General features: G+C 62.9%; 26 protein-coding genes. 16 read left to right on the top strand and 10 right to left on the bottom strand.

What is annotated here, in order from left to right:
* Positions 1-66: 66 nt before the first annotated feature.
* A complete protein-coding gene (locus LB566_RS24080; RefSeq protein WP_224627878.1) occupies positions 67-1,074 on the bottom strand; it encodes a fatty acid desaturase in 1,008 nt (335 codons plus the stop codon).
* 228 nt (positions 1,075-1,302) lie between these two features.
* Between LB566_RS24080 and LB566_RS24075 the strand changes: the two genes are divergently transcribed.
* Together LB566_RS24075 and bmt are read left to right on the top strand one after the other, a co-directional pair.
* Positions 1,303-2,160: a helix-turn-helix domain-containing protein gene (locus LB566_RS24075; RefSeq protein ID WP_224627876.1), complete on the top strand. Its 858-nt coding sequence runs from the start codon at positions 1,303-1,305 to the stop codon at positions 2,158-2,160.
* A gap of 115 nt (positions 2,161-2,275) precedes the next feature.
* Positions 2,276-3,298 carry a betaine--homocysteine S-methyltransferase gene (gene bmt / locus LB566_RS24070; protein ID WP_181172501.1) on the top strand — a complete coding sequence of 341 codons (1,023 nt, stop codon included), beginning with the start codon at positions 2,276-2,278 and terminating at the stop codon, positions 3,296-3,298.
* A gap of 15 nt (positions 3,299-3,313) precedes the next feature.
* Here bmt and LB566_RS24065 read toward each other — a convergent pair whose 3' ends face one another.
* The 6 genes from LB566_RS24065 to LB566_RS24040 form a co-directional block, all read right to left on the bottom strand.
* A complete protein-coding gene (locus LB566_RS24065) occupies positions 3,314-3,583 on the bottom strand; it encodes a hypothetical protein (protein WP_181172500.1) in 270 nt (89 codons plus the stop codon).
* Between the two features lie 202 nt (positions 3,584-3,785).
* Positions 3,786-5,900: a vWA domain-containing protein gene (locus tag LB566_RS24060; protein ID WP_224627874.1), complete on the bottom strand. Its 2,115-nt coding sequence runs from the start codon at positions 5,898-5,900 to the stop codon at positions 3,786-3,788.
* A 2-nt stretch (positions 5,901-5,902) separates the two neighbouring features.
* A complete protein-coding gene (locus tag LB566_RS24055; RefSeq protein ID WP_224627872.1) occupies positions 5,903-6,463 on the bottom strand; it encodes an RNA polymerase sigma factor in 561 nt (186 codons plus the stop codon).
* A 186-nt stretch (positions 6,464-6,649) separates the two neighbouring features.
* Positions 6,650-7,387 (bottom strand): dienelactone hydrolase family protein, encoded by a 738-nt coding sequence (locus LB566_RS24050; protein WP_224627870.1) that lies wholly within the window; start codon positions 7,385-7,387, stop codon positions 6,650-6,652.
* A 105-nt stretch (positions 7,388-7,492) separates the two neighbouring features.
* Positions 7,493-8,182, bottom strand: coding sequence for a 4Fe-4S dicluster domain-containing protein (locus LB566_RS24045; protein WP_224627868.1), 690 nt, complete (start codon positions 8,180-8,182; stop codon positions 7,493-7,495).
* Positions 8,183-8,271: 89 nt separating this feature from the next.
* Positions 8,272-9,846, bottom strand: coding sequence for a trimethylamine methyltransferase family protein (locus LB566_RS24040; RefSeq protein ID WP_140559618.1), 1,575 nt, complete (start codon positions 9,844-9,846; stop codon positions 8,272-8,274).
* A gap of 289 nt (positions 9,847-10,135) precedes the next feature.
* Here LB566_RS24040 and LB566_RS24035 point away from each other — a divergent pair, with 289 nt between their 5' ends.
* The 11 genes from LB566_RS24035 to LB566_RS23985 all read left to right on the top strand — a co-directional run bounded on the left by LB566_RS24035 (position 10,136) and on the right by LB566_RS23985 (position 20,438).
* Positions 10,136-10,834, top strand: coding sequence for a corrinoid protein (locus LB566_RS24035; RefSeq protein WP_140551359.1), 699 nt, complete (start codon positions 10,136-10,138; stop codon positions 10,832-10,834).
* A gap of 291 nt (positions 10,835-11,125) precedes the next feature.
* A complete protein-coding gene (locus LB566_RS24030) occupies positions 11,126-11,752 on the top strand; it encodes a DUF1638 domain-containing protein (RefSeq protein ID WP_224627865.1) in 627 nt (208 codons plus the stop codon).
* A gap of 254 nt (positions 11,753-12,006) precedes the next feature.
* A complete protein-coding gene (locus tag LB566_RS24025) occupies positions 12,007-12,582 on the top strand; it encodes a DUF4893 domain-containing protein (RefSeq protein WP_140551357.1) in 576 nt (191 codons plus the stop codon).
* A gap of 93 nt (positions 12,583-12,675) precedes the next feature.
* On the top strand, positions 12,676-13,458 hold the full coding sequence (locus LB566_RS24020) for a formyl transferase (RefSeq protein WP_224627863.1): 783 nt from the start codon (positions 12,676-12,678) through the stop codon (positions 13,456-13,458).
* Positions 13,459-13,660: 202 nt separating this feature from the next.
* Positions 13,661-13,963, top strand: a complete 303-nt coding sequence (locus LB566_RS24015) for a virulence factor (RefSeq protein WP_140551355.1) — start codon at positions 13,661-13,663, stop codon at positions 13,961-13,963.
* Entirely contained in the window at positions 13,956-14,579 is a 624-nt protein-coding gene (locus LB566_RS24010; protein WP_140551354.1) for a methylenetetrahydrofolate reductase C-terminal domain-containing protein, read from the top strand. Before LB566_RS24015 ends, LB566_RS24010 begins: the two co-directional genes overlap by 8 nt.
* Positions 14,576-15,667, top strand: a complete 1,092-nt coding sequence (locus LB566_RS24005; RefSeq protein WP_140551353.1) for a methylenetetrahydrofolate reductase — start codon at positions 14,576-14,578, stop codon at positions 15,665-15,667. The genes LB566_RS24010 and LB566_RS24005 overlap by 4 nt, the downstream gene beginning before the upstream one ends.
* Before the next feature lie 81 nt (positions 15,668-15,748).
* On the top strand, positions 15,749-16,723 hold the full coding sequence (locus LB566_RS24000; protein WP_140564154.1) for a methyltetrahydrofolate cobalamin methyltransferase: 975 nt from the start codon (positions 15,749-15,751) through the stop codon (positions 16,721-16,723).
* On the top strand, positions 16,674-18,803 hold the full coding sequence (locus LB566_RS23995) for an ASKHA domain-containing protein (RefSeq protein WP_224627861.1): 2,130 nt from the start codon (positions 16,674-16,676) through the stop codon (positions 18,801-18,803). Before LB566_RS24000 ends, LB566_RS23995 begins: the two co-directional genes overlap by 50 nt.
* Before the next feature lie 222 nt (positions 18,804-19,025).
* Entirely contained in the window at positions 19,026-19,211 is a 186-nt protein-coding gene (locus LB566_RS23990) for a hypothetical protein (RefSeq protein ID WP_224627859.1), read from the top strand.
* 246 nt (positions 19,212-19,457) lie between these two features.
* Positions 19,458-20,438: an alpha/beta hydrolase gene (locus tag LB566_RS23985; protein ID WP_224627857.1), complete on the top strand. Its 981-nt coding sequence runs from the start codon at positions 19,458-19,460 to the stop codon at positions 20,436-20,438.
* On the opposite strand, the gene LB566_RS23980 is transcribed toward LB566_RS23985, so the two are convergent.
* Positions 20,439-21,338: a LysR substrate-binding domain-containing protein gene (locus LB566_RS23980; RefSeq protein WP_224627855.1), complete on the bottom strand. Its 900-nt coding sequence runs from the start codon at positions 21,336-21,338 to the stop codon at positions 20,439-20,441.
* Positions 21,339-21,555: 217 nt separating this feature from the next.
* Here LB566_RS23980 and LB566_RS23975 point away from each other — a divergent pair, with 217 nt between their 5' ends.
* The 3 genes from LB566_RS23975 (at position 21,556) to LB566_RS23970 (ending at position 23,497) form a co-directional block, all read left to right on the top strand.
* Positions 21,556-21,741 carry a hypothetical protein gene (locus LB566_RS23975; protein WP_140551348.1) on the top strand — a complete coding sequence of 62 codons (186 nt, stop codon included), beginning with the start codon at positions 21,556-21,558 and terminating at the stop codon, positions 21,739-21,741.
* A 358-nt stretch (positions 21,742-22,099) separates the two neighbouring features.
* Positions 22,100-22,234, top strand: a complete 135-nt coding sequence (locus tag LB566_RS30405; protein WP_127853696.1) for a hypothetical protein — start codon at positions 22,100-22,102, stop codon at positions 22,232-22,234.
* Between the two features lie 324 nt (positions 22,235-22,558).
* Complete coding sequence (locus LB566_RS23970; protein ID WP_263482988.1) at positions 22,559-23,497, top strand: GlxA family transcriptional regulator; 939 nt, start codon at positions 22,559-22,561, stop codon at positions 23,495-23,497.
* A gap of 9 nt (positions 23,498-23,506) precedes the next feature.
* Here the strand turns inward: LB566_RS23970 and LB566_RS23965 are convergent, their stop codons facing one another.
* Positions 23,507-24,292 carry an ABC transporter ATP-binding protein gene (locus LB566_RS23965; RefSeq protein ID WP_140551347.1) on the bottom strand — a complete coding sequence of 262 codons (786 nt, stop codon included), beginning with the start codon at positions 24,290-24,292 and terminating at the stop codon, positions 23,507-23,509.
* The gene (locus LB566_RS23960) at positions 24,289-25,065 is read right to left on the bottom strand and encodes an ABC transporter permease (protein WP_140495640.1); all 777 of its coding nucleotides are present in this window, start codon (positions 25,063-25,065) and stop codon (positions 24,289-24,291) included. Before LB566_RS23960 ends, LB566_RS23965 begins: the two co-directional genes overlap by 4 nt.
* Between the last annotated feature and the right edge of the window lie 54 nt (positions 25,066-25,119).

Here is a 25,119-nt window from a genome sequence, read left to right as displayed (position 1 = left end):
AGAAGGGATCGCAAAAACGCGCCGCTGGATTAGAAATAGCCGACACCGTCGGTCGTGTCGCAGGATTCATTCCTTGGGCGGCTCGGCCGGGACCGGTGCGGTGCCGAGCCCACTGATGCTGCGCGCCCTGACGCGCGGCTTGAATGCCCTGCCCGGTTCCGGCTGACGCCGCAACACCGGATGCACGATCGGCTCCTTGGCCTTGAAAGCATAGGACCTGATCAGCGCGAAATAGTTGGGATAGGCATAGCCATTGTTCATCCGCAGCCATTCCTCGCGACGCTCGCGAAACAGCTGAGGCAGCCGGTACCAGGCCACCGTCGGGGTCTTGTGGTGGACGAAGTGCAAATTGTTGTTGAGGAACAGGAACGACAGGGGCGAGCGCTCGATGATCACCGTGCGGCCTTCCGGGTGCTCGGACCATTGATGCTCGGCAAAGGTGCGGATCGCGATCAGCGACTGGCCGAGCCACACAGGCAGAATATAGAGCCAAAGCGGAATGCCGAAGCCGAACTGCACGATCGGCGCCACGATGGCGAGGCCGATCGCATGCAGCAGCCAGGCTTTGCGGATGGCCTTGTCGCCGGCCATCATATGCTTGGCGTCGTCGATGAAGAAGCCGATGCAGGACAGCCAGGGACCGAGGAAGAACCGGCCGGCCATGGTGTTGTTGATCCTGAGCAGGAATTTCATTGCCCGCGGCAGGTCGTCATGCTGCCACAGCGCCTGGTAGTAGCTCTCCGGATCGTCGAGCGGATCGGTCAGGCGCTCGTCGGCATGGTGGCGCAGGTGAAGCGTCTTGAAACGGCGGAACGGCCAGACCAGACCGATCGGCAGGAAGACGAAAGCCTCGTTGATCAGCGCATTGCGCGTCGGATGGCCGTGCAGCACTTCGTGCATGATCGACGACTGGAGTGCCAGGATGAAACCGAGGAGAGCGAGTGCGGGGATCGGGTAGGACGGCCAGAGCAGCAGACCGGTGGCGAGCCATGCTCCGTAACAGAAGAAAGCGAGGGCTACGGTCGGCCACTCGATGGCCGGTGTGTTGCGTCGCCTTATGCTCTTGCCAGTCATGCTATCGACCACTGCCCCTCAGTCGCCGGAACCCCAGTGGCTCCTGACAGCATAGTGTCAGGAGAAACGATTCGACTCAACGAGACAAAGTGTACAAAATGTTGCGATTGCGCATTTTCGACCGCACATGTTACAGATTGTAAACATACCTAGAGATTCATTTGCGCCAGAAGCGCCTCGTGGGGAGGTTCCGGCGAAAATTTTTCCTCATGATTCGGGAGTTGGGAGATGGACAAACGAGATCTGTCAGCAATCTTTCGGGAGCGTCTCAAGCTGCTCCTGACAAGGTCCGACCTCAACCAGTCCGCCTTCGCCACCGCCGTCGGCATCGATCGGTCGGCGCTGTCGCAGCTGATGTCGGGCGCGTCGACGCGCCTGCCGCGGGCCGAGACGCTGCTCAACATTGCGGCCGAGTTCAAAGTGTCGCTGGACTGGCTGCTCGGCCTCAGCCAGGACGAGGGCGTCACCGGTGAAATCCGCGAAAGCCTGGAAATCGAGGAAGCCCCCGACGGTTTTGACCGCACGCTTCTGGCCAGATGGTTCGCCGAGGCCGCCGGCACCAAGATCCGCTACGTGCCGGCCGGCATCCCCGATCTTCTGCGGACGCACGCGCTGGTCGACTATGAGGCAAACATCACCAACAGAAGCCGGCTCGCACAGGCAAATGAGACGCAATACCGCATCGAATACAACCGGCGCCCGGAAACCGACATGGAAGTCTGCATGCCGCGACACACGCTGGAGATTTTTGCGCGCGGCCTCGGCGTCTGGGACCGCTTCCCGGAGGCCGACCGTCGGCAGCAACTCGCCCATATGGCGACGTTGCTTGACGATCTCTACCCGACTTTCCGCCTGTTTCTCTACGACGGCCGCATGCGCTATTCCATCCCGCTCACCATCTTCGGGCCCTACCGTGCCGCCATCTATGTCGGCGACATGTATGTCGTGCTGAACGCCACCCAGCCGGTCCAGGCATTGACCCGGCATTTCGACAATCTGATCCGTGCCGCCGACGTCAATCCGCACGAGGCGGCCGCGTTCGCGCGCAATCTGGCCGACATGTCGTTTTCCTCTGGCTCCGCATGACCACTGTCGACAATTACGGCGCCTTTGGCTGCGACGCTGCCGTCGCTATTTCATTGACTAGACATAAAGACTTCTTTATATCCTTATCCGAATTCAGGATATGAAAGCCAACCCGATGACGACGACCAACCCGATCGACGCGCTGCTGGCGCAAAAAGGCGTGCTTTTGGCTGACGGCGCCACCGGCACCAATTTGTTCGCAATGGGTCTGGAGGCCGGCGAGGCGCCTGAGCTGCTGAACGAGACCGCCCCGGACACCATCACCAGCCTGCACCAGAATTTCGTCGACGCCGGCGCCGACATCATCCTGACCAATTCCTTCGGCGGCACCCGTCACCGGCTGAAGCTGCATCATGCGCAGGACCGCGTGCACGCGTTGAACAAGCGCGCCGCCGAGATCGCCCGCGCGGTTGCCGACAAGGCCGGCCGCAAGGTGATCGTCGCCGGCTCCGTTGGTCCGACCGGTGAGTTGCTGGTGCCGCTTGGCGCCATGACCTATGACGAGGCGGTCGACGCCTTCGCCGAGCAGATCGAAGGCCTCAAGGAAGGCGGCGCCGAGGTCGCCTGGATCGAGACCATGTCGGCGCCCGACGAGATCCGTGCCGCCGCCCAGGCGGCGATCCGCGTCGGCCTGCCCTACACCTATACCGGTTCCTTCGACACCGCCGGCCGCACCATGATGGGCCTGCTGCCGAAGGACATACACGGCGTCGCCGACGGCTTGTCGCAAGCACCGCTCGGCGTCGGCGCCAATTGCGGCGTCGGCGCTTCCGACATCCTCGCCTCGCTGCTCGACATGACGCAGGCGAAGCCGGAGGCGACTGTGATCGTCAAAGGCAATTGCGGCATTCCCGAATTCCGCGGCACCGAAATCCACTATTCCGGCACGCCCGAATTGATGGCCGACTATGTGCGCCTTGCCGTCGACGGCGGCGCGAAAATCATCGGCGGCTGCTGCGGCACCTCGTTCCAGCACCTGGCCGCCATGCGCAAGGCGCTCGACGCCCACACCAAGGCGGATCGCCCGACCGTCGAGACGATCGTCGAGCGCATCGGTCCGATGCGCAACAAGGTGGCCACGGCGAACACCGCCGAGACCGGCGAGGCCCGCCGCGAGCGTCGCCGCGGCCGGGCCTGACTTGGTCGGGTTAGATCACTCGCTGTTGTCGGCGTAGCTCGACTGCGCCGATTTGAGATCGACGACATTGTCGCCGCGCATCGTCATCAGCGCTCCGGATGAAACCGGATCGGTGATCTGCTCCAGCATGATGCGGAAACGCTCGTTGGTCAGAGCCGACATGGCGGTGTGGCGCGCCTGCGCGACATCGTCGCCGATGCGCCTGGATTCGGCCGATTGGGCTGGTGAACCCGCCGAAGCGTCCCGTGCCGGCGGTGTCGAGTTGGCGGTAGTCCTGATCTGCAATTCCGGCTCCCTCAAGCCCCTATACCTGTCCGGCGTAGCAACAGGAAATTGCGATCCGGTACCGGAAATGCCGCGCAATTTAACGATCGCAGATTCCGAAAAAAGGCCGGCAAGGGTGAAATCCCTCGCCGGCCTGCCTCACCCGCCCGTGGGTCGGTTCCTCCGTCGGAACGGTCTCATCTGAAGAAACCGGCCGTCATCACTACCGATTGCCGCCCAGCGCGGAGGCAAGGCGCACAAGCGACAGGAACTCGGACCTGTACCCAAACGGGTCGGCTCCCCGGGCTCCAGTGGCGATCTCCATGATCTTGTCATAGCCGAACTTCGCCGTCGCATCCTCGTCGCGCAGCTTCTGGCCGAACGCCGCGACGGCGACGGAGAAACGCTGGTCGGCGCTGGCCTGGTCGAAGGACGCCACCTCGTTGGCCGACGTCACCGGCGTGGTGATCAGCTTCGAGACGTCCTCCTTGGGCAGCTTGTAGCGGATCTTAACGAAGGCGTATTCGTCCGCATTGGCGACGCCGCCATTGTTCACCGCGGCCTGGCCATAGCGCAGCGGATCGACCTGCTCCCCCCCGCTGCCCTTGGGGGTGATCTCGAAGATGGCGGTGACCGAGTGGCCCGAGCCGATCTCGCCGGCATCGACGCGGTCATTGTTGAAATCCTCGCGGTTCAAGGCGCGGGTCTCATAGCCGATCAGCCTATATTCCGAGACCTTGGCGGGATTGAACTCGACCTGGATCTTCACGTCCTTGGCAATGGGGAACAGCGTCGAGGAGGAATCCTCGACCAGCACCTTCTCGGCCTCGGCCAGGGTGTCGATATAGGCGGCGGTACCATTGCCGTTCTGCGCGATGGTCTGCATCATCTGGTCGTTCAGATTGCCGCGGCCGAAGCCGAACACCGAAAGGAAGACGCCGCTCTTGCGCTCTTGTTCGATCAGGCGCTTGAGATCGTCGTCGTCGCTCTGGCCGACATTGAAGTCGCCGTCGGTGGCGAGCATCACGCGGTTGACGCCGTCCTTGATGAAGGACTGCTCGGCCAATTTGTAGGCCTCCTTGATGCCCGCCTCCCCGGCGGTCGAGCCGCCGGGCTGCAAATTGTCGATGGCGTTGAGGATCTTGTCCTTCTCTGCAACCTTCGTCGGCATCAGCACCGTGCCGGCATCGCCCGCATAGGTGACGATCGAGATGGTGTCGTCGGTCTTCAGCTTGCTGACCAGAAGCCGGAATGCCGACTTGAGCAGCGGCAATTTATCCGGTTCGTCCATCGAACCCGAGACGTCGATCAAAAACACCAGATTGGCCTTGGGCTGCTCGGCCGGCTTGAAGTCGAAACCCTTGATGGCGACATGCATCAGCTTGCTGTGCGCGTTCCACGGCGTCGGCATGACGCTGACGGTCGAATTGAACGGCGTCGACGCGGAGGCCGGCCCCTTCCAGTCATAGGGGAAGTAGTTGATCATCTCCTCGACCCGCACCGTGTCGGCCTGCGGCAGGAAGCCCTCCTTCAGCGAACGGCGCACGAAGGAATAGGAAGCGGTGTCGACATCGATCGAAAAGGTCGAAACCGGGTCCTCGAGTGCCGAATGCACCGGATTGGTCTTGAAATCCTGGACGCGATCGCGGTTTTCCTCCGGTGGTGCGATCTGGTCCGCCGGCGCCATGGCGGGCTGCTGCGGTACCATCGTTTTGGACATGCGTGCGGCTCGCGACGTGCTGGGCGCGGCAGTGCTATCCAGGGCGAACTCGCCCGTTGGCGCAGGTGGTGCAGGTTCCGCCGGCGCAACCTGTTCCTGCGCATTCTGCGGTGCCAAGCCTCCGGCAACGGCCGATTCGGATTTGCTCGGCGCCGCCAAGGCGTCTTTTGCGTCGCGGCTTTCCGCGTCGGCCTTCTTGTCTTTCTCAGGCGCGCTCGTTGCGAGCGGTTCGTTGATCGCCTGATCGCCCGTCGCCTGTTTGGCCAGCGGCTTCACCGTGGCGGGCTTGTCGGCTAGCGTCTCGGTGATCTTCTCGCCACCACCGAAAGTCGACGGCTGCTCCCTCAGCATATGGAAAGTGGCGTATCCGGCGATCGGCAGGGCGACGAGCCCGGCAATGGCCGGCGTGGCAATGAGTTTCTTTTGCATGATTTCGCTCCAGAGCTTTCGTGCTCGCTCTGTGAGACGAAGACCGCCGACCGATCCTTGGGCGGCGGCGGAAATATTTTCCTCATCATAGGCGCGCATGGCGGCTTCGAAGGCGCGCGCCTTCGCGCTCTCGCCGGGTGCTGGTGCTGCGATGTCGTGCAGCCTTCTAAGGTCCTTGTCGTCGACCATGGTCACACTTCCCCGGCCGAGCGCATCAACGTCTTCAGCCGTTTCTTCGCTTCATGGATGTGCCAGGAAACCGTCGCCTCCGAGATCGCCATCGCCTCGGCGGCGGCGGCGTGGCTCAAGCCTTCGCCATAGACCAGCAGCACGGCGTCGCGCTGCTTGTCCGGCAGTCGCCGCACCGCGGCCCACAGCGCCTCGGCAGGGTCTTCCGGCTCTTCGCAATTCTCGCCCGAAATCAGCGCATGGACGCCATAGGCTTCGGTCTTGACCGTCTCGCGGGCGCTCTTGCGCATCATGTCGCGCGCGGCGTTCAGCGTCATGGCATAAAGCCAGGTGGTGAAGGCGCTGCCGCCGCGATAGTCGCGGATCGCCTTGCCGAGCCGGACGCAGACTTCCTGGGCGATGTCTTCGGCATCCGCCTTCCGGCCGCACCAGCGGTAGGCGGCGCGATAGACGAAGTCGTAGTGCCTTTCGAGCAACGCGCCGAAAGCCCCCTTGTCTCCGCCCTTCGCCCGCCCGATCAGCTCGGCGTCGGAGGCTTCGCTCTCATCCAGCATCATCGCCATCATTTGCCTGTTGGACGAAGGCTAATGGCTAATCCTTGGGGTGAGGGAAAGATTTTTTTGGAAAGCAGTTCTCCTTCACCCCGTTTACGGGATGAAGGTGCCCAAGGACGGGCGGCGCGAGCTCATGAAAGTTTGGGCCCACTGCGTCCAGCAAATTGGGCTGGGTTTGCGTTGGGGCCGAAGGACCTACCTGAGCGTCTCGGAAAACAGGGTGATCAACCGGTTCCAATGCCGCTCGGCGCCAACTTCATTGTAGACGCTATGGTCCGGCACGCACCAGCCATGCGCCATGCCGACATAATTCTCCAGCACGTAATCGACTTCCGCCACCCTGAACGCCTCGGCGAGCCGCGCCGACTGTTCGGGCGGAAAACTCCTGTCGACGCCGGCCATGCCGACATGGATGCGTGCCTTGACCGACCCCGCCTTGCGGTGCGGACTGTCGGCCGCGTCGCTGGCGAGATTGCCGCCATGGAAACTGGCCGCCGCCCTGATGCGATCCGGATAGAAGGCGGCTGCGTTCAGCGCCCGCGCGCCGCCCATGCAATAGCCGACAACGCCGATCGGCCCGGTGACGCCTTCGGCAGCGAGTGCGTCGAGGAAGGCGCCGCTGTCGGCAATCGTCATTTCCTGCGTCGTGCCGCTGATCAGCGCCATCAGCGGCACTTTGGTTTTTTCCTCGACGAAGGCGGTCTTGGCATCGAACGGACCGTACGGCGTGTTGCGATAAAAGAGATCGGGCACCAGAACCGCGTAGCCCTCCTCCACCAGCCGCTCGGCCATGCCGTCGAGCGCAGGGCGCGGGCCGAAAGCATCCATGTAGAGGATGACGCCGGCCTTGGGCGGGGAAGCGTTGACCGGGCGGAACAGCCCCGCCCTCGCTTTACCGTCCCTGGTCTTGATCTGAAGGTCCTGTTTCGCCATCGCCAGCTCCGTTCGGTTGCTGGGCGATACATATCCGGGCAGGCCGGCAGGGCAAGCTGTTGCCTGATTTTGGCAGTCAACATTTCGTGCGGCAGCGCGACGAGCTTACAGGCCTGCGAACGCTGACATGTGAAAGACCTGCACGTCCGGGGGGTAGCGATAGGCCACGCCATAGGGACAGGCGTTGCGGTCGAGGCAGCCGCCGTCACGGCAGGGGTCGCCACTTGGCCCGCGCACATGCGCCAGGCATGCTTGATGGGCGAACCCCTCTGCGGAATAGGCGTCGACCGGGCAGGCTTTCAGGCAGGGTTTATCGACGCAGGCGTCGCAGAGATGGATCGCCTCGCGAGTCTCCGGAAGCGCGATCTCGTCCGCGAACAGCAGCGCGCCGCGATAGGCATGCCAAAGCCCGTATTGCGGATGCATGAGGATACCGAGCGGCGACGGCTTCAGGCCCTCGGCCCGCATCGCCCATTGCTGGAACGGCAGATAGGGCTTGTCGGAAGGCGATACGGCGCGTGCGTCGAATTCTTCCGCGACCGCGCCAATGACCTGCCGGGACCAGGCATCGAGCGGATCGGCGATGGCCTGCGATTGACTGTCACGCCAGCGCAGGAAATGCGGCCAGGGTGCCGCCCCCGCCTGCCCTATCAGGAGCGCCGACCTGGCCGGTGCACCGGAGCGGCCACAAGGCGCCGCCTCGCCATCCGCAAAGGTGAAGCCGCCACGCAGGATGAGGCCGTTGGCGCCAAGCGCGGCCGCAATCTCCTCTATCTTGCCGCGCGAAAGAATCATCCCTTCTTGACCGGATCGGAGAAAGCACTCCGCCAGACTTCCTTGTGGATGATGTTGGCGACTTTAGCCCCGCCTGACTCGGGCTCCTTTCACGTGAAGGCGTCGGGCATCGACCCCTTCTTCTTGGCGATGAAGTCCTTCAGCGCTTCATCGATCGCCGGATCGAGATGCGGCGCCTCATAAGATTCCAGCCAGCGGCGGGCGAGTTCGTTGGCACGTTGCGGCGCGGTCTTCTCGCCTTCGGCCAGCCACTGCTCGTAGGAATTATTGTCGGCGATGTTGGAACGGTAGAAGGCGGTCTGGAAATTCGCCTGCGTGTGGTCGCAGCCGAGATAGTGGCTGCCCGGCCCGACCTGGCGGATGGCGTCCATCGCCTGGCCGTTTTCCGACAGGTCGACGCCTTCGGAGAACTTCTGCGTCATGCCGAGCTGGTCGATGTCCATCATGAATTTTTCGTAGCAGGACGCCAGTCCGCCCTCGAGCCAGCCGGCCGAATGGAGGACGAAATTGGTGCCGGCAAGAATGGTCGAGTTCAGCGTGTTGGCGCTTTCATAGGCTGCCTGCGCGTCGGGGATTTTCGAGGCGCAGAGCGAACCGCCGGTGCGGAATGGCAGGCCGAGGCGCCGTGCGAGCTGTGCGGCGCCGTAGGATACCAGCGACGGCTCCGGCGTGCCGAAGGTCGGCGCGCCCGACTGCATCGAGATCGACGAGGCGAACGTGCCGAACAGCACCGGCGCGCCCGGCCGGATCAGCTGCGTGAACGAAGCGCCGGCAAGCACCTCGGCCAGCACCTGGGTTAGCGTGCCGGCGACCGTCACCGGGCTCATCGCGCCGGCGAGGATGAATGGCGTGACGATGCAGGCCTGGTTGTGGCGCGCATAGACCTTCAGCGCGCCAAGCATGGTCTCGTCGAACACCATCGGCGAGTTGGCGTTGATCAGGCTGGTCAGGACCGTGTTGTTTTCGACGAAGTCGTCGCCGAACACCAGCTTGGCCATGGCGACCGTGTCCTCGGCACGTTCCGGCGCGGTGACCGAACCCATGAACGGCTTGTCGGAATATTTGATGTGCGCGTAGATCATGTCGAGATGGCGCTTGTTGACCGGTACGTCGACCGGCTCGCACACGGTGCCGCCCGAATGGTGGATGGAAGGCGCCATATAGGCGAGCTTCACGAAATTCTGGAAATCCTCGATCGTTGCGTAACGCCTGACGCCGTCGAGGTCGCGCACGAAGGGCGGTCCGTAGACCGGGGCGAAGACGGTAGCATTGCCGCCGATCTGCACCGAGCGTTCGGAATTGCGGGCATGCTGGGTGTAGATGGAGGGCGCGGTCTTCAAGAGCGACCGGCAGAGCCCCTTCGGGAAATGCACGCGCTCGCCCTTGACGTCGGCGCCCGCCTCTTTCCACAGCTGCAACGCCTCCGCATCGTCGCGGAAGATGATGCCGATTTCTTCGAGCACCGTGTCGGTGTTCTTCTCGATCAGCGCCAGGCCTTCCTCGTCGAGCACTTCATAGACGTTGATCTTGCGCTTGATGTAGGTGAGCTGGGTGCCGGGACCGCCGCCCGAACGTGCCGCCCGCCTTGCCGCCGCCCCGCCGCTGGCGCCGCGTCCACGTCGCGCGTTTGACGCTTCCTGGTCCACTGCCGCGTGTTCGCTCATGATCGTTCTTCCCTGAATTTGGACCGGCTTGATTAGCGTCCGGCCCGGAACCGTTGTGGCCGCCTATCGCGGCTTCCGGCGGATCGTAGCCATGCACCCTATTCGAAACGGCCCGTCCGCGCCAACGCCTGTCGCAAAATCGACAAGAAAACCGATAGATTTTTCAGTCGCTTTCCTTTTGCGGGAAGTCGCAAATCAGCTATGGATACCCGCCCCTCGCGGGTTAGGTATTGGCGCGTTGATTTTAAGCTGCCATGGTCGTTCCCGGCAGCAAGGAGCCTGAGAAACAATGTCCGACGACGAGATCATCCTCTCCGAGCTTTCCGACGACGAGTTGGTGCAGCAGATGCACGACGATCTCTATGACGGTCTGAAAGAAGAGATCGAGGAAGGCACCAACATCCTTCTCGAGCGCGGCTGGGCGCCTTACAAGGTGCTGACCGAGGCGCTGGTGGAGGGCATGCGCATCGTCGGCGAGGATTTTCGCGACGGCATCCTGTTCGTTCCCGAAGTGTTGTTGTCGGCCAATGCGATGAAGGCCGGCATGGCCATCCTGCGCCCGCTGCTTGCCGCCACCGGCGCGCCCAAGCAGGGCAAGATGGTGATCGGCACCGTCAAGGGCGACATCCACGACATCGGCAAGAACCTCGTCGGCATGATGATGGAAGGCGCCGGCTTCGACGTCATCGACCTTGGCATCAACAATGCGGTCGAGAAATATCTCGATGCCATCGAGCAGCACCAGCCGGACATTATCGGCATGTCGGCGCTGCTGACCACGACCATGCCCTACATGAAGGTCGTCATCGACACGATGAAGGAAAAGGGCATCCGCGACGACTACGTCGTCCTGGTCGGAGGCGCGCCGCTGAACGAGGAATTCGGCAAGGCGGTCGGCGCCGACGCCTATTGCCGCGATGCCGCTGTGGCGGTCGAAACGGCCAAGGACTACATGAAGCGCAAACACAATGTGCGCGCTTCCGCCTGATACCAAGGCAAGGCGGACGCTCGACAAAGGAAGAGCCGCGCCTTGCAGCGCGGCTTTTTTGTTCCCAGATGTTGGGAGCAGCGGCGGTCAGGGCTTCTTGACGGTATCGTCAACGGCCTTGGCTGTAGACTTGATATCCCTGCCGACGCCGCGAACGGTGTTGGCACAGGCCGAAAGGGCCAGGGCACAGGCCAGGATTGCGATTGGCGCAATGCGTAACAGTTTCATCGACGGTTTATCCCTCTCTCGGTAGATCGCCCCACAGCAACGAAAGCCGGCTCGGCTGGTTTCATGAAGATGCCCAGACCCAAGCAGAATCAAGCGGACAAGCTGCTCATCATCGCCTGCGGGATGATTGCGCGCGAGGTGTTGGCCGTCAAGGAACAGCTCGGGCTTCATCACCTCGAATTGACATGCCTTCCGGCCGAGTTCCATTTCTATCCGGACCGCATCGCGCCGGCGATGGACAAGGCCATCGAAAAGGCCAAGGCGGAAGGCTACAGCAACATCTTCGTCGGTTACGCCGATTGCGGCACCGGCGGCCTGCTCGATCGGGTCTGCGAGAAGCATGGCGTCGAACGCATGGCCGGTCCGCATTGCTTTGCCTTCTACCAGGGCATGGATGCCTATGCGAAGGTCGCCGACGACGACATGATGTCCTTCTACATGACCGATTTCCTCTGCCGCCAGTTCGACGCCTTCTTCATGAAGCCGCTCGGCCTCGACAGGCATCCGGAGCTGATCAAGGACTATTTCGGCAATTACGAGAAGCTGATCTACCTGGCCCAGACCGACGATCCGGAGCTCGACAAGGTCGCGGAAAAGGCCGCGAAACTGCTTGGCCTCGTCTATGAGCGGCGCGCAACAGGCTATGGAGACCTGACGGCCGGGCTAGCCAAGGCCGCGGCTGACATCTGACGCTGGCTGGGCTGCGGCCCTCCTGCGCGGCGATTGGCGATTATCGCCCTTCCCAAGGCAAAGACAGGACGGATCGCCGCCTCCTACTGGAGAATGGCCTTGATCTGTTCCCAGGCCAATTGCCTTAATTTGGATCGCAGCGTCGTTTCATTGCTAAGCACTGATGACAGCCTGCCGCGAATGGGTAAATTGCGCGCCAGCCATCTAAAGGCGCCGTCCAGCGGTCGGCTGCCGGACACCGACGAGGAATGCCGATGACCCTTCGCCCGATGCTTGCCGTTGCCGGCCTTCTCTGCTGCACCTTACCCGCCCTTGCCGACGGCGAGGTGCAGAAGCTGATCACCGCCGCCGACAAGGCGCGGCTGGACAAATATGGCGAGACGCGCAAGGCGGCTCTTGCCGAGGCGAAGGCGGGCAATCCTGGCGAGGTCAGGCAGCTCGATGCCTTGCTGGCCAAGCCGCTGGTTGCTTTCTCCGATAAGGACCTCACCGGCAAATGGCAATGCCGCACCATCAAGGTGGGAGGGCTGGGCCCCCTCGTTATCTATGGCTGGTTCAAATGCAGGGTGACCGACGACGGCTCCGGCTGGCGGTTGGAAAAGCTCACCGGCTCGCAGCGCACCAAGGGCCGCTTCTTCGACGACGGCGAAAAGCGCGCGATCTATCTCGGTTCCGGTTCCGTCAACAACGACCAGGCAAAACCCTATGGCAGCGGTCCTCGGACAGACCAGGTCGGCTATGCCTTCCGCAATAGCGACGGGGAATGGCGCATCGAGTTCCCCGCTCCCTATTACGAATCGAAGCTCGACATCATGGAGTTCAAGCGCTGAGCGGAGCCTTCCTGCCGGCTCCGGCATACCAAGGATTAACCCGCCTCGCCTAAGGTCCGGCCGTGGCAGTTGGTCCCAGGGGTGGCAAGATCAATGGCAATACCGGAAACCAATCCGAGACCGATCGTGGTCGTCACCGGGGGTGGCGCGCATGTATGGGCAATGGTCAACGCCATCGCCGACCGTGTCGGCCCTGTCAGCGTCATCCTGGAAGTCCCTGAATCGAAAAAGCGATTGCTGCTTGGCCGTGCCCGCCGCCAGGGCTGGTTGCAGGCCATCGGCCAGCTCGGCACGATGGTGCTGAGCAGGCTGGGCAAGCGGCTCTACGCCAGCCATGCCGCCCGGTTGATTGCGCAGGAGAAGCTCGAGACCGAGCCGCGGCCGGGCCAGGAGATCATCCATGTTGCCTCGGCCAACGGCCCGGAGTGCCTCGCGGCGATCCGGAAGATCCAGCCCGGTGTTGTCCTGCTTAACGGCTGCCGGCTGTTGTCAAAGGACATGTTGGCCAGGATGCCATGCCCGGTGCTCAACTACCACGCCGGCATCACGCCGAAATATCGCGGCATGAATGGCGGCTATTGGGCGCGGGCATCGGGAGATGCCGCGAATTTCGGCACCACTGTGCATCTGGTCGATGCCGGCGTGGACACGGGCGGCGTGCTGAAACAGGCTTACGGTCAGCCGAAACCAGGCGACACGATCTCAAGCTATGCGCTGCGCCAGACGGCGTTTTCGCGCGACATCTGCGTCGAGGCGGTCAGCGATGCGCTTGCCGGAAAACTCACGACGTTCGATCCAGGTCTGCCGTCGAAGCAATGGTACCATCCGACGATCTGGTATTACCTCTGGACGGGGTTCAGAACCGGCATCTGGTAGCGCATTCCTCGTCCGGCGCCGCGTGCCGAAGGCAGGGCTATCCCAACGTCTCGAGCCTGCCGACGTGCAAGCCGGAACGAATAAACGCGCCTTTCATTTTACGACATCCAAATGCGTCGCTTTTGAATGCGCGCGCGTCGTCCCATAACAAGCGGCCCAATTGCGCATGCGGCAATGCTCGCAGATCGAGGAGTGAGAATTCATGGCCGATCTGATCGTCGTCTATTGGCGCGATATCCCTGCCCAGGTCATCGTCAGGAAAGGCCGCCAGAACGCCAAGCGCGAACTGCCGTTGCGCTTTACCGAGGCGATCGACATGTGCGCCATGCGGACCGGCGCCGGCGGCACGGACGACTATCTGGCCGAATGGCGCAAGGCCGACCCGGTCCCGGTCGGGGACGACCTCGAAGCCGAGGTCGAGAAGGCATTTCAGGAGATCGACGCGAAATATGACCGCGAGCGGCTGGTCGCTCTGGTGAAGGCGGGCGGCAAAGAAAATGTCTGAAACCATTCCCGCCAAGGAGAGCCCGGCGGCGCTCCAGCCGGTCACCCAGGCCACCCTGGTCAAAAAGGCAGCACCGAAATCCGACTACAAGCCGGCCGACGTGTCGCCACAGCGCCGCGTGCAGCGCTCCTTCGCGGTGAGATTATGGTCGGTCCGGCACTCGCGCCTGCTCGAATGGTTCTATGCCCGCTTCGCCGACACGTTCCTTCTGCTGCATCCCTTGTGGAAAGGCATCGGCTACAGCCGTGTCGAGGCCCCGGTGAAGTTTGTCGAAAAGCGCGTCAAGGGCTTCATGTTCGACTGCCGCATGTGCGGCCAGTGCATCCTGTCCTCGACCGGCATGTCGTGCCCGATGAACTGCCCAAAACAGCTGCGCAACGGCCCCTGCGGCGGCGTGCGCGCCAACGGCAATTGCGAGGTCGAGCCTGACATGCCTTGCGTCTGGGTCAAGGCCTGGGAAGGCTCGCGCAACATGGAGCACGGCGACAGGATTCTTGCGGTGCAGAAGCCGGTCGACCAGTCGCTGCGCGAAACGTCCGCCTGGCTGCGCGTCACCGCGCAGGCGGCAGCGGCCCGTGAAGCCGCCGCCGATGCGAAGACCGGAGCGACCGCATGATCGCCCGCCAGCGTGACGAGAACCCGGCCGGCATCCATCTGCCGCTCGACCCCTTGCCCGGCCACACCTCGCGCGGCCGGCTCGAACGCGTCCTGCGACGCGGTGAATTCGCGGTCACCACCGAGCTCAACCCGCCCGACAGCGCCGATCCCGAAGACGTCTACAACAGGGCGAAGATATTCGACGGCTGGGTCGACGCCATCAACGCCGTCGATGCGTCGGGCGCCAATTGCCACATGTCGTCGGTCGGCATCTGCGCGCTCCTGACCCGTATGGGCTATGCCCCGATCATGCAGATCGCCTGCCGCGACAAGAACCGCATCGCCATCCAGGGCGACGTGCTGGGCGGGGCTGCCATGGGCGTCGCCAACATGCTGTGCCTGACAGGCGATGGCGTACAGGCCGGCGACCAGCCCGGCGCCAAGCCGGTGTTCGATCTCGATTCCATGTCGCTGCTCGAAACCATCCGCATCATGCGCGACAACGGCAAGTTCCTGTCCGGCCGCAAGCTCACCACGCCGCCGCAGCTGTTCCTCGGCGCGGCCGTCAATCCGTTCGCACCGCCTTTCGACTTCCGCCCGATCCATCTCGGCAAGAAGATCGCCGCCGGCGCTCAGTTCGTTCAAACGCAGTATTGTTTCGACGTGCCGATGTTCAGGACCTTCATGCAGAAGGCACGCGATCTCGGCCACACGGAGAAAGTGTTCGTCCTGTGCGGTGTCGGACCGCTCGCCTCGGCCAAGACCGCCAAATGGATCCGCTCCAACGTGCCCGGAATCCATATTCCCGATACCGTCATCAAGCGGCTGGAAGGCGCCCAGGATCAGAAGAAGGAAGGCAAGCAGCTCTGCATCGACATCATCAATGAGGTGAAGGAAATCCCGGGCGTTTCGGGCATCCATGTGATGGCCTACCGCCAGGAGGAGTATGTCGCCGAGATCGTCGATGAATCGGGCGTGCTGAAGGGCCGCCAGCCCTGGAAGCGCGAGATCCGCCGCGACGACCAGATGGTCGCCGACCGGCTCGACCATATCCTGCACGACGATGTTACCGAAACCCAGGTGGACATGGTGAAGACCGCGCATTGACTTGCGCGGAGAACCACCATTCGCTTGATCGACAAGAGATAACGATATAAAGAACTCTTTATATCACGACGGAGAGATTTCATGACCCGGACCATCGTTGCCTCGGCGACACGAGAAATCATCATCGGCTTCGACCAGCCCTTCTGCGTGATTGGCGAGCGCATCAACCCGACCGGCCGCAAGAAACTCGCCGCCGAGATGGTCGCCGGCAATTTCGAAACCGTCATCAAGGACGCGCTCGAACAGGCCGCTTGCGGCGCCACCATGCTCGACGTCAATGCCGGCGTCACCGCCGTCGACCCCAACGCGACCGAGCCGGCATTGCTGGTGCAGACGCTGGAGATCGTCCAGGGTCTGGTCGACCTGCCGCTGTCGATCGACTCCTCGGTCACCGCCGCGATCGAGGCGGCACTCAAGGTCGCCAAGGGCCGCCCGCTGGTCAACTCCGTCACCGGCGAGGAGGAAAAACTCGAAGCCATCCTGCCGCTGATCAAGAAATACAACGTCCCGGTCGTGGCCATCTCCAATGACGAGACCGGCATTTCGATGGATCCGGACGTTCGTTTCGCCGTCGCCAAGAAAATCGTGCAGCGCTGCGCCGATTTCGGCATTCCCGCCCATGACGTCGTCGTCGATCCGCTGGTCATGCCGATCGGCGCGCTGGGAGATGCCGGCCGCCAGGTGTTCGCCCTGCTGCGGCGCCTGCGCGAGGAACTGAAGGTCAACACCACATGCGGCCTGTCCAACATCTCCTTCGGCCTGCCGCACCGCCACGGCATCAACGCCGCCTTCATCCCGATGGTGATCGGCGCCGGCATGACATCGGCGATCATGAACCCGGTGCGCCCGCAGGAAATGGAGGCCGTGCGCGGCGCCAACGTTCTGAACGGCACCGACGAGAATTGCACCAACTGGATTCGCACCTATAAGGATTACAAGCCGGCCGAAGGCGGCCAGGCGGTCGCCGCACCGACGGCGGTCAATGCACCAGGCGAAGGCGGCGGCAATGGCGGTCGCCGCCGTGGCGGCCGTGAAGCCCGCATGGCAAGGGGATAAGCGCGCAATCGTGAATTCGCATACCAACATCACCGATCCGCTCGTGCTGTTCATGCCGTCGGGCAAGCGCGGGCGGTTTCCGGTCGGCACGCCGGTGCTCGATGCCGCGCGCCAGCTCGGCGTCTATGTCGAAAGCGTTTGCGGCGGTCGCGCCACTTGCGGGCGCTGCCAGGTCGAGGTTCAGGAAGGCAATTTCGCCAAGCACAAGATCGTCTCCTCCAACGACCACATCTCGCCCAAGGGCCCGAAGGAAGAGCGCTATGAACGCGTGCGCGGCCTGCCGGAACGGCGCCGCCTCTCCTGCTCGGCGCAGATCCTCGGCGACCTCGTCATCGACGTGCCGCAGGACACGGTCATCAACGCACAGACTATCCGCAAGGATGCCGACACCAGGGTGATCGCGCGCGATACGGCGATCCGCATGTGCTATGTCGAGATCGAAGAACCCGACATGCACAATCCGTCAGGCGACCTCGACCGGCTCAAGATCGCGCTGATGAAGGACTGGAACTTCAAGAACCTCGAATTCGATTTCTATTTGCTGCCGCAGGTGCAGGGCATCTTGCGCAAGGGCAACTGGACCGCGACCGCCGCCATCCACAAGGATGCCGACAGCGACATCGCGCGCGTCATCGCTTTGTGGCCCGGCCTCAAGAACGAGGCTTATGGGCTGGCCTGCGATATCGGTTCGACCACCATCGCCATGCATCTGGTGTCGCTGCTGTCGGGCCGTGTCGCCGCCTCCTCCGGGACGTCCAACCCGCAGATCCGCTTCGGCGAGGATCTGATGAGCCGCGTCTCCTATGTGATGATGAATCCGGATGGCCGTGAGGGCATGACGGTCGCCGTGCGCGAGGCGATCTCCGGCCTTGTCGACAAGGTCTGCGCCGAAGGCAATGTCCAGCGCAACGACATCCTGGATTCCGTCTTCGTCGGCAATCCGATCATGCACCATCTGTTCCTCGGCATCGATCCGACCGAACTTGGCGGCGCCCCCTTCGCGCTCGCCGTCTCCGGCGCGGTGCGCATCAAGGCCTCGGATATCGGCCTCAAGCTCAACCCGGGCGCACGCCTCTACATGCTGCCCTGCATCGCCGGCCATGTCGGGGCCGACGCCGCGGCGGTGACGCTGTCGGAGGGCCCGCATCGCCAGGACGAGATGATGCTGATCGTCGACGTCGGCACCAATGCCGAGATCGTGCTCGGCAATCGTGCGCGGGTCGTGGCCGCTTCCTCGCCCACCGGTCCGGCCTTCGAAGGCGCCGAAATCTCCGGCGGCCAGCGCGCCGCGCCCGGCGCCATCGAGCGCGTGCGCATCGATCCCGAGACGCTGGAGCCGAAATACCGCGTCATCGGCTCTGAACTGTGGTCCGACGAGCCGGGCTTCCTCGACAGCGTGCAGGCTACCGGCGTCACCGGCATTTGCGGCTCCGGCATCATCGAGATCGTAGCGGAGATGTATCTGGCCGGCATCATTTCCGAAGACGGCGTCGTCGACGGATCGCTCAGCATGCGCTCGCCGCGTATCGTCGCCAACGGCCGCACCTTCTCCTACGTGCTGAAGGAAGGCGAGCCAAAGATCACCATCACCCAGACCGACGTGCGCGCCATCCAACTCGCCAAGGCAGCGCTTTATGCCGGCACCAAGCTGTTGATGGAAAAGCAGAACACCGAGCATGTCGACCGCATCCACTTCGCCGGCGCCTTCGGCTCCTTCATCGATCCGAAATACGCTATGGTGCTGGGCCTGATCCCCGATTGCGACCTCGACAAGGTCTCGGCCGTCGGCAACGCCGCCGGCGCGGGTGCGCGCATGGCGCTGCTCAATCGCGGCTATCGTCGCGAGATCGAGGAGACGGTTAGCCAGATCGAGAAGATCGAGACCGCACTGGAGCCCAAATTCCAGGAGCACTTCGTCTATGCGATGGCGCTGCCGAACAAGGTCGATCCGTTCCCGAAACTGTCGGCGGCGGTGAAACTGCCGCCGCGCAAGACAGTGAGCGAAGACGGCATCGCCGGCGACGCCACCCCGCGCCGGCGCTCGCGCGAAGGCCACGCCGCGCGACGTGGCCGGGAATAGCATCGGCATGCGAGCAGAATGACAGGCACTATCTGACGCCCATCTTCCACCGGCATCGAACGCCCATTTCATTTGTATGCAAATGTTTCCGGATTGACTGATCCGGAAACCAAATCACCGTTTTCGCGAAATCCGACCGATACATGGCAGGCGCATTTACCCGGCATCGAACGGCGGCCGAAGATAATCCTCGGCCGCCGCCGTTCTTCAAGGGAGATGAAAATGTCGATGTTTGAAAATCTCGGCCGCTACGGTGCGACCATCAGGCAGGCCCATGCCAGGAACAAGGCCGTCCGCGCCCTGAACAGCCTGCCGGCGCACGTCCAGAAGGACATCGGCTGGCCGGCCTCGCCGCCCAGCGACCCGCAGGCGGCGCTTTCCGCTCTGCTTTTGGGCTTTGCGCGCTGATGACCTTCGCCGAAAAGTGCAAACTGCTCGGCACGCGCCGGAGCCCGCGCGGGGCTCCGGCCGTCACCAGCAACCGCCTGCGCGCAGCCCTTCTGCCGCAGCGCTGATCCCTCCCGCGAGAAATGCGGGGCCGATCACAGCGACGTGTGCACACAGCGCAAATCTTGACATCTTCGACCAGGGCACGATCTTCAAATATGAAGGGGACTTCTCTTAGTCGGCTGCCGCCGAAACCCGTGTATCCGCATGCCAAGTTTGAAAAGCCACGTCGTGTCCTTCGTGCTCAGGCACAGTCGCAAGAAGGCGTTTTCCAGCCCGGAAAACCTGCAGCGCTGGATCGCTGCGGCGCGCCGGACGGAGGACCATCACCCTCCGGCGTCAGTGCAGCAGCGCTTCAACATCGAGACACGCACCGTCGACGGCTTTCCCGTCTACGAGATCGCCCCAAAGGCCGGCGAGCGGAAGCGGATTCTCTATCTGCACGGCGGCGCCTATGTCTTTGAAATCACACCCTATCATTGGCACCTGATCGCCGACATGGCCGACCGGCTGGGCTATGCCTTTACGGTGCCCATCTATCCCATCGCGCCCGAGCATGACTTCCACGCCATGTTCGGCATGGTCGGCGACGTCTATCGCCGGATGCTCGGCGAGACGGAGGCGGAAGACATCATCTTCATGGGCGATTCCGCCGGCGGCAACATGGCCGTGGTGCTCACCATGATGGCCGCCGAAGAAGGCCTGCCCTTGCCGTCGCGCCATGTGCTGATCTCACCCGGGCTCGACGTCTCGCTTGCAAACCCCGAGGTGTTCGAGGCGGAGCGGAACGATCCCTGGCTCGGCATCGCGGGCGGACGGGAGGCTATCCGGCTCTACAGTGCCGGAATACATCCGACGGACTGGCATATCAGCCCCGTCTATGGCGACCTCTCGGTGCTGCCCAGGACATTGCTCCTGACGGGCTCTCGCGATCTTCTCACGCCCGACAATCTGATCTTCGCACAAAAGGCGCGGGCCGCCGGCGTCGAGGTAGAGCTCGTCCACGAGGAAGGCATGTTCCACGTCTGGCCGCTGATCGACATGCCGGAATCACGCCGCGCGCGCGAACGGATCGTGGCGTTTCTGACCGAGAACCCCTCGCCCCTTGTTGAAGGCGCCGACGCAAGCTTCGAAGCGCCGTCCGCCGAGGCTTCGGGGCTGAGCCTCCAGTCGGAGCACCCCAGCTGATCAGAACTTGCCGGTTTCCCGGAAGAGCTCGAACGTCGCGCGAATGTGGTCGGCCACCGCCTTGACCGGCGCGCTGGCATCCGGCGCTACCACCATGGCGAGGTTATAGGTGCCGATATCGGGCATGCCGTCCTTGGGGCAGAGCTCGACCATGTCGTTGCCGAGGAAAGACTTCGGCAGCGGCGCCACGGCGAGATCTGACATGATGGCGGCGCGCTGGCCCGCCGTATGCGCGCTCATATAGGCGATGCGGTAGTTGCGGCCCTCGCGGCTCAGCGCTTCGAGCGCCCCTGCCCGCCAGGCGCAGCCCTCTTCCCACAGCGACACCGGCAAGGGTTCGCGCAGATGCGCGCAGCCACCCTTGGCGCCGGCCCAGACGATCGGCTCCGTCAACAGCACCTCGGCGCCGAGCGCGCTGGTCTTGTAGGAATTGGTGAGCAGCGTGATGTCGAGCGCCCGGTCATCCATGCGCCGGCGCAGATTGCTGCTCTGGTCGATGGTGACGTCGACGGCGATCGACGGATGCGACTGCGCAAAACGCTTCAGCACATGCGGCAGCACGCGCTCGCCATAATCATCCGGCGAGCCCAGCCGCACCACGCCGACAATGTCGGGAACGATGAACTTGGACACCACCTCGCGGTTGATCGACAGCAGACGGCGGGCATAGCCCAGCAGCATTTCCCCATCTGTGGTCAGCGTCACCGAGCGAGCATCGCGCGCGAACACCGAGCGGCCCAGAATATCCTCCAGCTTCTTGATCTGCATGGAGACCGCCGACGGCGTGCGGAAGACGGCATTGGCCGCGGTGGTGAAGCTGCCGGTTTCGGCAATCGCCACGAAAGTGCGCAGCACGTCGAGGTCCAGCAGCGGCAGCGGATGATTGAGTGGGGCGTTCATGACGATCGACCTTCAATTTTTCTGATGCAAACTATCATTCCATTTCGTTTGATTGAACATCAATTCAGGCGCATAGTCAACTCCATCGAAGCAGGATGCTGCCAAGGCAGCCACGAAACGATCACGACACAGACCTGCCTTCGACATGAAATGAAGCTGAAACAGACCTGACGTAACGCATTTCTGGGCACTTCCGCCCCGACATGAGGAGATCGAAATGTCTATCCTGTCATCCATCGGTCGGCTTGCGACCGAAATCAGCGCGGCCCGCGCCCGCTACCAGACCGAACGCGCCATCCGCTCCCTGCCGATCGAGCTGCAGAAGGATATTGGCTGGCCTGAAGCGGCCGACACGAAGGCCGGCACGCGTACCGGCGTCGGATCCTGGGCTGGAGCAAAGTAAACCGTGTGTATCATGCATTGAAGGCCTGCCGCGCAAACCGCCCGGCAGGTCTTCTTGTTTTACCGACCTGTTTTGCCGTTTTATTTGCGTTCACATGAATTTCGGAGCCATGCTACCGCTGCATGGCGCATATGAACAAGCCGCATAGCGGCTTGGTTTTGAGCTAACCATCTGTAAATTATCGAAAAATCCGGGAGCGCCTGAAAAGTCTCCCGCCTTGCGTGTCGCTTTTCATATCAAGTGCTTCGCTTTTGCGATTTAGTTTTTACTTACACAAGCCTATATCCACGCCAGCAAACGAGCTGCCCCACTCCATCAAGCGAAGGCGACCCGTCTGAGCAACCGATTGGAGATGAACATGAAGCTTTTTGCCCGCCTTTTCCCTCGCCGCGAAATGAACCTGACCACGGCCCTCGAGCGCCAGCGCCTTGCCAACACCATGCCCGGCCAGACCGGCGCCATGGCTGCCGCCCGCCTTGGCTTCGTCGCCTGAACCGATGCAGGCAGCGCTCCCTCGCGCTGCCTGAATAGATGACGTCGCCCGGTTCCGCCGAGGCGGCGTTTTGTTTGTACACTCTTTGCCAGCGCTTGCGCCATGACGGCGGTGCGGCGCGGCGGCGGATTGCCCATTTGCGACGCATGTCGCAAATTAAATCTTGCTAAAGCTCCTTAGCCGATTGACAAGGATGGTTTTTCCTGTTGTCGCTATGCTATTCGCGACATTCTGTTCGCGCCATGGCTGCGTGAGGTTCCCGTGAACGCCGTTAAGCATCCGATCAAGCGATCGTTTGTATTTTTCCTCATCCCCGACTTCACCATGATCGCCTTTGCGACGGCCCTCGACCCGCTGCGCTCGGCCAATCGCATGCTCGGCTACGAGGCCTATCGATGGCGCCTCGCCAGCATCGACGGCAAGCCGGTGCGCGCTTCGAACGGTGTCGAATGCGCGGTCAACACCTCGCTGGAGGAGGAGCGCAGGAAGATGGGAGGGCCGGATCGCCCCAACATGGCCATCGTCTGTAGCGGCACCAATGTCGAGCGCTACCAGAACAAGTCCGCCTTTGCCTGGCTGCGCGAGGAATACAATCGCGGCGTCTCCGTCGGCGGCCTGTGCACCGGAGCGCATGTCCTGGCCGCTGCCGGCCTGTTGTCCAACAAGCGCTGCGCCATCCATTGGGAGAACCTGCCAGGCTTTTCCGAGGCATTCCCGAAAGCCAATGTCTTTGCCGACCTGTTCGAGATCGACCAGAACATCTACACCTGCGCCGGCGGCACCGCCGCGCTCGACATGATGCTGAAGCTGATCGGCGACGATTTCGACGAGAATCTCGTCAACCGCGTCTGCGAACAGGTGCTGACCGACCGCGTGCGCAGCCCCACCGACCGCCAGCGCCTGCCGCTGCGCGCCCGGCTCGGCGTACAGAACTCGAAAGTGCTGACCATCATCGAACTGATGGAAGGCAATCTGTCGGAGCCGCTGTCGCTGATCGAGATCGCCGACCATGTCGACCTGTCGCGTCGCCAGATCGAGCGGCTGTTCCGCACCGAGATGGGACGCTCGCCGGCCCGTTATTACCTCGAAATCCGCCTCGACCGTGCAAGGCATCTCTTGATCCAGTCCTCGATGCCGGTGGTCGAGGTGGCGGTCGCCTGCGGCTTCGTCTCGGCCTCGCATTTCTCGAAATGCTACCGCGAGCTCTACGCCCGCTCGCCGCAGCAGGAACGCGTCGACCGCAAGCAGCTGCTAGCGGCGTAGAGGCGCGCCTCAGAGCACTTCTGCCGTTCGCATCGCCTCGACGCGGATGTCCTCGGTCAGCCGCGCCTTCAACACGGAGAATTCCGGACTGGTCTTCAGCGTGTAGTGGCGCGGGTGCGGCAGGTCGATGGCGACATCCGACTTGATTCGGCCGGGCCTGGCCGTCATCACCACCACGCGCGACGCCATGAAGATCGCCTCTTCGATGTCGTGTGTGACGAACAGCACCGTCTTCTTGCGCCGTTCCCATATGCCAAGCAGCAGTTCCTGCATCAGCCCGCGCGTCTGGTTGTCGAGCGCGCCGAACGGCTCGTCCAGCAATAGGATCGCGGGGTCGTTGGCCAGCGCCCTGGCGATCGCCGTGCGCTGCTGCATGCCGCCCGAGAGTTGCTTCGGCCAGTGATTCTCGAAGCCCTTCAGCCCGACGAGGTCGATATAGGAGGCGACGATTTCGCCCCTCTCCCGCTCGGCCATGCCGCGTTCGCGCAGGCCGAAGGCGATGTTTTCGGCGACCGTCAGCCACGGAAACAGCGTATAGGACTGGAAGACCATGCCGCGATCCGGCCCCGGCCGGGTCACCGCCTTGCCGTCGAGCAGCACGCGCCCTTCGCTCGGCGCCTCAAGCCCGGCGACGATGCGCAAGAGGGTCGACTTTCCGCATCCCGAAGGTCCCAGGATGGTGATGAAATCATTGGCCGCGACCGCCAGGTCTACAGGCATCAGCGCCTGGACCGGTGAGCCGCCGCGCACACCGGCGAACGTGCGCGAGACGCCCTCGATGAGAAGCTTGCTCATGCCAGGCTCCATGGGAAGAGCCAGCGATTAAGCGCCTTGAAGGCAAGGTCGGACAACAGGCCGATCAGCCCGATGACGATGATGCCGAAGATGATCTGGCCGGTTGCCAGTCGCGATTGGCTGTTGATGATCATGTAGCCGATGCCCGACGACGAGCCGATCAGTTCGGCGACGATGACATAGGTCCAAGCCCAGCCGAGCACCAGCCGCAGCGTCTCGGCGATCTCGGGCGCATTGGCGGGCATGATCACACGCTTGACGATGCCGTTGTCCGTGGAGCCGAGCGTGTAGGCCGCCTCGACGAGATCGCGGCGCGTGGAGCCGACCTTTACGGCGATGATCAGGATGATCTGGAACACGGAGCCGACGAAGATGACCAGCAGCTTCTCCAATTCGCCTATGCCGGCCCAAAGGATGAGCAGCGGAATGAAGGCCGAGGCCGGCAGGTAGCGGGCGAACGAGACGAACGGCTCCAGGAACGCCTCGACTGGTTTCCACGCGCCCATCGCAATGCCCAGCGGCACGGCGACGGCCGATGCCAGCACGAAGCCCCCGAAGACCCGCCAGATGGTGATCAGTATGTCGAGCCAGAATCGGTCCTCGACCAGCAACCGCCAGCCATCCCGCAGCATCGACAGCGGATCGGCGAGAAAGATGCGGTTGACGTGACCGCCAAGCGTGATCCACGCCCAGAAGACGACGAACAGCACGAAGAAGGAAATGCCGAGCACGGTTCGCGTGCCCGGCGAGATCGGATGCAGGGGGCGCGGCATTCACAACGGTCCTTGTGGAAGCGAAACGGCGGCGCGGGGCGCCGCCGCGAGACA

Origin of the sequence: Mesorhizobium sp. CA13, assembly GCF_020165235.1 — a bacterium.
Lineage (GTDB): Bacteria > Pseudomonadota > Alphaproteobacteria > Rhizobiales > Rhizobiaceae > Mesorhizobium.
This window is presented reverse-complemented; position numbering and strand designations above follow the sequence as displayed.

Coding starts and splice junctions, on each gene's coding strand:
- LB566_RS24080 (WP_224627878.1), bottom strand. CDS start 1,074: ATGACTGGCAAGAGCATAAGGCGACGCAACACACCGGCCATCGAGTGG.
- LB566_RS24075 (WP_224627876.1), top strand. CDS start 1,303: ATGGACAAACGAGATCTGTCAGCAATCTTTCGGGAGCGTCTCAAGCTG.
- bmt (WP_181172501.1), top strand. CDS start 2,276: ATGACGACGACCAACCCGATCGACGCGCTGCTGGCGCAAAAAGGCGTG.
- LB566_RS24060 (WP_224627874.1), bottom strand. CDS start 5,900: ATGGTCGACGACAAGGACCTTAGAAGGCTGCACGACATCGCAGCACCA.
- LB566_RS24055 (WP_224627872.1), bottom strand. CDS start 6,463: ATGGCGATGATGCTGGATGAGAGCGAAGCCTCCGACGCCGAGCTGATC.
- LB566_RS24050 (WP_224627870.1), bottom strand. CDS start 7,387: ATGGCGAAACAGGACCTTCAGATCAAGACCAGGGACGGTAAAGCGAGG.
- LB566_RS24045 (WP_224627868.1), bottom strand. CDS start 8,182: ATGATTCTTTCGCGCGGCAAGATAGAGGAGATTGCGGCCGCGCTTGGC.
- LB566_RS24040 (WP_140559618.1), bottom strand. CDS start 9,846: ATGAGCGAACACGCGGCAGTGGACCAGGAAGCGTCAAACGCGCGACGT.
- LB566_RS24035 (WP_140551359.1), top strand. CDS start 10,136: ATGTCCGACGACGAGATCATCCTCTCCGAGCTTTCCGACGACGAGTTG.
- LB566_RS24030 (WP_224627865.1), top strand. CDS start 11,126: ATGAAGATGCCCAGACCCAAGCAGAATCAAGCGGACAAGCTGCTCATC.
- LB566_RS24025 (WP_140551357.1), top strand. CDS start 12,007: ATGACCCTTCGCCCGATGCTTGCCGTTGCCGGCCTTCTCTGCTGCACC.
- LB566_RS24020 (WP_224627863.1), top strand. CDS start 12,676: ATGGCAATACCGGAAACCAATCCGAGACCGATCGTGGTCGTCACCGGG.
- LB566_RS24015 (WP_140551355.1), top strand. CDS start 13,661: ATGGCCGATCTGATCGTCGTCTATTGGCGCGATATCCCTGCCCAGGTC.
- LB566_RS24010 (WP_140551354.1), top strand. CDS start 13,956: ATGTCTGAAACCATTCCCGCCAAGGAGAGCCCGGCGGCGCTCCAGCCG.
- LB566_RS24005 (WP_140551353.1), top strand. CDS start 14,576: ATGATCGCCCGCCAGCGTGACGAGAACCCGGCCGGCATCCATCTGCCG.
- LB566_RS24000 (WP_140564154.1), top strand. CDS start 15,749: ATGACCCGGACCATCGTTGCCTCGGCGACACGAGAAATCATCATCGGC.
- LB566_RS23995 (WP_224627861.1), top strand. CDS start 16,674: ATGGCGGTCGCCGCCGTGGCGGCCGTGAAGCCCGCATGGCAAGGGGAT.
- LB566_RS23990 (WP_224627859.1), top strand. CDS start 19,026: ATGTCGATGTTTGAAAATCTCGGCCGCTACGGTGCGACCATCAGGCAG.
- LB566_RS23985 (WP_224627857.1), top strand. CDS start 19,458: ATGCCAAGTTTGAAAAGCCACGTCGTGTCCTTCGTGCTCAGGCACAGT.
- LB566_RS23980 (WP_224627855.1), bottom strand. CDS start 21,338: ATGAACGCCCCACTCAATCATCCGCTGCCGCTGCTGGACCTCGACGTG.
- LB566_RS23975 (WP_140551348.1), top strand. CDS start 21,556: ATGTCTATCCTGTCATCCATCGGTCGGCTTGCGACCGAAATCAGCGCG.
- LB566_RS30405 (WP_127853696.1), top strand. CDS start 22,100: ATGAAGCTTTTTGCCCGCCTTTTCCCTCGCCGCGAAATGAACCTGACC.
- LB566_RS23970 (WP_263482988.1), top strand. CDS start 22,559: ATGATCGCCTTTGCGACGGCCCTCGACCCGCTGCGCTCGGCCAATCGC.
- LB566_RS23965 (WP_140551347.1), bottom strand. CDS start 24,292: ATGAGCAAGCTTCTCATCGAGGGCGTCTCGCGCACGTTCGCCGGTGTG.
- LB566_RS23960 (WP_140495640.1), bottom strand. CDS start 25,065: ATGCCGCGCCCCCTGCATCCGATCTCGCCGGGCACGCGAACCGTGCTC.